Origin of the sequence: Frigoribacterium sp. PhB107, assembly GCF_003751515.1 — a bacterium.
GTDB lineage: Bacteria > Actinomycetota > Actinomycetes > Actinomycetales > Microbacteriaceae > Frigoribacterium.
Genome location: NZ_RJKU01000006.1, coordinates 1 through 5,653 on the forward strand (window position 1 = coordinate 1; position 5,653 = coordinate 5,653).

At 55.0% G+C, this 5,653-nt stretch carries 3 rRNA genes; all 3 read left to right on the top strand.

The annotated features are described in order from the left end of the window. Positions 1–143: 143 nt before the first annotated feature. Positions 144–1,665: ribosomal RNA gene (locus EDF18_RS16060) — 16S ribosomal RNA — on the top strand. A gap of 472 nt (positions 1,666–2,137) precedes the next feature. Beyond that, a 23S ribosomal RNA gene (locus EDF18_RS16065) occupies positions 2,138–5,261 on the top strand. A 226-nt stretch (positions 5,262–5,487) separates the two neighbouring features. Continuing rightward, a 5S ribosomal RNA gene (gene rrf / locus EDF18_RS16070) occupies positions 5,488–5,604 on the top strand. The 16S, 23S and 5S rRNA genes sit together here, the layout of an rRNA operon. The last annotated feature ends 49 nt before the right edge of the window (positions 5,605–5,653 follow it).

Consider the following 5,653-nt stretch of genomic DNA (forward strand, 5'->3'; position numbering starts at 1 on the left):
GCATTGTCGGCGGCTTCGGTCGTCGATGGTGTTTAGGTTTCTTTGAGATTGACGGACAATCAACAATCGTCAGATTGTTTTGTTCTTTCAGTCAGCATCAAATTCAGCAGTTATCACCTTTTTCCGGTGGTTCTGTTTTTTCTTTTACGGAGAGTTTGATCCTGGCTCAGGACGAACGCTGGCGGCGTGCTTAACACATGCAAGTCGAACGATGAACTCCAGCTTGCTGGGGGGATTAGTGGCGAACGGGTGAGTAACACGTGAGTAACCTGCCCTTGACTCTGGGATAAGCGCTGGAAACGGCGTCTAATACCGGATACGAGCTTCAGCCGCATGGCTAGGAGTTGGAAAGAATTTTGGTCAAGGATGGACTCGCGGCCTATCAGCTAGTTGGTGAGGTAATGGCTCACCAAGGCGACGACGGGTAGCCGGCCTGAGAGGGTGACCGGCCACACTGGGACTGAGACACGGCCCAGACTCCTACGGGAGGCAGCAGTGGGGAATATTGCACAATGGGCGCAAGCCTGATGCAGCAACGCCGCGTGAGGGACGACGGCCTTCGGGTTGTAAACCTCTTTTAGTAGGGAAGAAGCGAAAGTGACGGTACCTGCAGAAAAAGCACCGGCTAACTACGTGCCAGCAGCCGCGGTAATACGTAGGGTGCAAGCGTTGTCCGGAATTATTGGGCGTAAAGAGCTCGTAGGCGGTTTGTCGCGTCTGCTGTGAAATCTGGGGGCTCAACCCCCAGCCTGCAGTGGGTACGGGCAGACTAGAGTGCGGTAGGGGAGATTGGAATTCCTGGTGTAGCGGTGGAATGCGCAGATATCAGGAGGAACACCGATGGCGAAGGCAGATCTCTGGGCCGTAACTGACGCTGAGGAGCGAAAGCGTGGGGAGCGAACAGGATTAGATACCCTGGTAGTCCACGCCGTAAACGTTGGGAACTAGATGTGGGGACCATTCCACGGTCTCCGTGTCGCAGCTAACGCATTAAGTTCCCCGCCTGGGGAGTACGGCCGCAAGGCTAAAACTCAAAGGAATTGACGGGGGCCCGCACAAGCGGCGGAGCATGCGGATTAATTCGATGCAACGCGAAGAACCTTACCAAGGCTTGACATATACCGGAAACGGCCAGAGATGGCCGCCCCGCAAGGTCGGTATACAGGTGGTGCATGGTTGTCGTCAGCTCGTGTCGTGAGATGTTGGGTTAAGTCCCGCAACGAGCGCAACCCTCGTTCTATGTTGCCAGCACGTAATGGTGGGAACTCATAGGAGACTGCCGGGGTCAACTCGGAGGAAGGTGGGGATGACGTCAAATCATCATGCCCCTTATGTCTTGGGCTTCACGCATGCTACAATGGCCGGTACAAAGGGCTGCGATACCGTAAGGTGGAGCGAATCCCAAAAAGCCGGTCTCAGTTCGGATTGAGGTCTGCAACTCGACCTCATGAAGTCGGAGTCGCTAGTAATCGCAGATCAGCAACGCTGCGGTGAATACGTTCCCGGGCCTTGTACACACCGCCCGTCAAGTCATGAAAGTCGGTAACACCCGAAGCCAGTGGCCTAACCCCTTGTGGGATGGAGCTGTCGAAGGTGGGATCGGTGATTAGGACTAAGTCGTAACAAGGTAGCCGTACCGGAAGGTGCGGCTGGATCACCTCCTTTCTAAGGAGCATGTACCAGCCCCGCGGTATACACGGGGAACTTCTGGTCAAGTCAGTTCCGAAGCGAATGTCTTCGGCTGGCGCTCATGGGTGGAACATTGACAATGACTTTCCGGTGAGCCGGTCAGCTTCAGTACGTCACCTTTTGGGTGTCTGGAACGAGAGGGCTGGGGAGCTGGGGGGTGTGCACGCTGTTGGGTCCTGAGGGACCAAACCGGTTGGTCGGAAGATCAACGGGTTGACTCCTCTGGGCCAGGAAAGTCCTGCATCAATCGCAGGGTGATTCTGGTGCCGCCCGTATTTTGAGAACTACACAGTGGACGCGAGCATCTTAGTCGCAAGCAGTTGCCGGCCTTCGGGTTGGTGAGTGGTTGTGATACTAAGTGCAATTTCTTAGACCAACCCGCCTTTTAGGTGTGGTTGGCGAATGAGATAACACTGAGCTGCCGGCTTTTGGCTGGCAGCAACTTTGTGGTCAAGTTTCTAAGAGCAAACGGTGGATGCCTTGGCATCTGGAGCCGAAGAAGGACGTAGAAATCTGCGATAAGCCTCGGGGAGCTGATAATCGAGCCCTGATCCGAGGATGTCCGAATGGGGAAACCCCGCCAGGCGTTTTGACCTGGTGACTCCCGCCTGAATATATAGGGCGGGTAGAGGGAACGTGGGGAAGTGAAACATCTCAGTACCCACAGGAAGAGAAAACAACAGTGATTCCGTCAGTAGTGGCGAGCGAAATCGGAAGAGGCTAAACCGGTCATGTGTGATAGACGGCGGTCGTTGCATGGTCGGGGTTGTGGGACCCGTTGTCCTGTTCTGCCGGACAGGAGCAGTTACAGCGCAGTATAGGCGAACAGCTTTGAATGGCTGGTCATAGAGGGTGCGAACCCCGTAGCCGAAATGCTGGCGCTGGCTGAATGGGGATCCCAAGTAGCTCGGGGCCCGAGAAATCCCGTGTGAATCTGTCAGGACCACCTGATAAGCCTAAATACTCCCAGATGACCGATAGCGGACAAGTACCGTGAGGGAAAGGTGAAAAGTACCCCGCGAGGGGAGTGAAATAGTACCTGAAACCGTTTGCTTACAAACCGTTGGAGCCTCCTTGTAGGGGTGACAGCGTGCCTTTTGAAGAATGAGCCTGCGAGTTAGCGATATGTGGCGAGGTTAACCCGTGTGGGGTAGCCGTAGCGAAAGCGAGTCTTAAGAGGGCGATACAGTCGCATGTCCTAGACCCGAAGCGAAGTGATCTATCCATGGCCAGGTTGAAGCGACGGTAAGACGTCGTGGAGGACCGAACCCACTTCAGTTGAAAATGGAGGGGATGAGCTGTGGATAGGGGTGAAAGGCCAATCAAACTTCGTGATAGCTGGTTCTCTCCGAAATGCATTTAGGTGCAGCGTTGCGTGTTTCTTGCCGGAGGTAGAGCTACTGGATGGCCGATGGGGCCCAAAAGCTTACTGACGTCAGCCAAACTCCGAATGCCGGTAAGTGAGAGCGCAGCAGTGAGACAGTGGGGGATAAGCTTCATTGTCGAGAGGGAAACAACCCAGACTACCAGCTAAGGTCCCTAAGCGTGTGCTAAGTGGGAAAGGATGTGGAGTTGCAGAGACAACCAGGAGGTTGGCTTAGAAGCAGCCACCCTTGAAAGAGTGCGTAATAGCTCACTGGTCAAGTGATTCCGCGCCGACAATGTAACGGGGCTCAAGCACACCACCGAAGCTGTAGATTTCGTATTATAGACAAGCCTTCGTGGTTCAGTCGTACGGAGTGGTAGGAGAGCGTCGTGTGGCCAGTGAAGCGGCGGTGTAAACCAGCCGTGGAGGCCACACGAGTGAGAATGCAGGCATGAGTAGCGAAAGACGGGTGAGAAACCCGTCCTCCGAAAGACCAAGGGTTCCAGGGCCAGGTTAATCCGCCCTGGGTAAGTCGGGACCTAAGGCGAGGCCGACAGGCGTAGTCGATGGACAACGGGTTGATATTCCCGTACCGGCGAAGAACCGCCCAAGATAATCCAGTGGTGCTAAGAGTCCTAACCCGGCTGAGTGGATCCCTTCGGGGTGATGCCGGCCGGTCTAACGCTCGACCCCATGCTGGTGCGTTTAGCGTATTAACAGGTGTGACGCAGGAAGGTAGCTGAGCCAGGCGATGGTATCCGTAAGGTGAACCTGGTGTAAGGATGTAGGGCTGACGATAGGCAAATCCGTCGTCAATGCGCCTGAGATCCGATGCGTACCCCGATTGGGGGAAATCAGTGATCCTATGCTGCCGAGAAAAGCATCGACGCGAGGTTCAAGCCGCCCGTACCCCAAACCGACTCAGGTGGTCAGGTAGAGAATACCAAGGAGATCGAGAGAATCGTGGTTAAGGAACTCGGCAAAATGCCCCCGTAACTTCGGGAGAAGGGGGGCCGGAACCGTGATGGGATTTACTCCCGGAGCGGGAAAGGCCGCAGAGACCAGTGGGAAGCGACTGTTTACTAAAAACACAGGTCCGTGCCAAGTCGCAAGACGATGTATACGGACTGACGCCTGCCCGGTGCTGGAAGGTTAAGAGGAACGGTTAGCGCAAGCGAAGCTGAGAATTTAAGCCCCAGTAAACGGCGGTGGTAACTATAACCATCCTAAGGTAGCGAAATTCCTTGTCGGGTAAGTTCCGACCTGCACGAATGGCGTAACGACTTCCCAGCTGTCTCAACCGCGAACTCGGCGAAATTGCACTACGAGTAAAGATGCTCGTTACGCGCAGCAGGACGGAAAGACCCCGTGACCTTTACTACAGCTTGGTATTGGTGTTCGGAGTGGCTTGTGTAGGATAGGTGGGAGACTGTGAAGCTTGGACGCTAGTTCAGGTGGAGTCATTGTTGAAATACCACTCTGGTCACTTTGGATATCTAACTACGAACCGTGATCCGGTTCTGGGACAGTGCCTGGTGGGTAGTTTAACTGGGGCGGTTGCCTCCTAAAGAGTAACGGAGGCGCCCAAAGGTTCCCTCAACCTGGTTGGCAATCAGGTGTCGAGTGTAAGTGCACAAGGGAGCTTGACTGTAAGACTGACAAGTCGAGCAGGGACGAAAGTCGGGACTAGTGATCCGGCAGTGGCTTGTGGAAGCGCTGTCGCTCAACGGATAAAAGGTACCTCGGGGATAACAGGCTGATCTTGCCCAAGAGTCCATATCGACGGCATGGTTTGGCACCTCGATGTCGGCTCGTCGCATCCTGGGGCTGGAGTAGGTCCCAAGGGTTGGGCTGTTCGCCCATTAAAGCGGTACGCGAGCTGGGTTTAGAACGTCGTGAGACAGTTCGGTCCCTATCCGCTGCGCGCGTAGGAAATTTGAGAAGATCTATCCCTAGTACGAGAGGACCGGGATGGACGAACCTCTGGTGTGTCAGTTGTTCTGCCAAGAGCACCGCTGATTAGCTACGTTCGGAACGGATAACCGCTGAAAGCATCTAAGCGGGAAGCCGGCTTCGAGATGAGATTTCCATACCCTTCGGGGTGAGAGGCTCCCAGCTAGACTACTGGGTTGATAGGCCGGATGTGGAAGTGGGGACTAACGACCCATGGAGCTGACCGGTACTAATAAGCCGATAACTTGACAACACTCTTCCCCTGTAGAGGAGGAAGAAAGATTGCTACGCGTCCACTATGTGGTTCCCGAAAGACGGTCGGCAACGGCTGAGCTTTACGGAACACCCTTCACATCACACGTGCTGTGGTGTGGGGACAACAGAACAGACAAGTCCCACCGGCATGGCCAGTGGGCATGGTCTGAAACAGACTTCACCCTCACCCGGGGCTCACGCTTCGGGGGTTGTGTGGTAAATGTTTCGGCGGCCATAGCGAGAGGGAAACGCCCGGTCCCATTCCGAACCCGGAAGCTAAGACTCTCAGCGCCGATGGTACTGCAAGGGGGACCTTGTGGGAGAGTAGGACACCGCCGGACTCCTTTTGATAGAAGAGCCCCTCCACTGGAGGGGCTCTTCTTGTTTAAC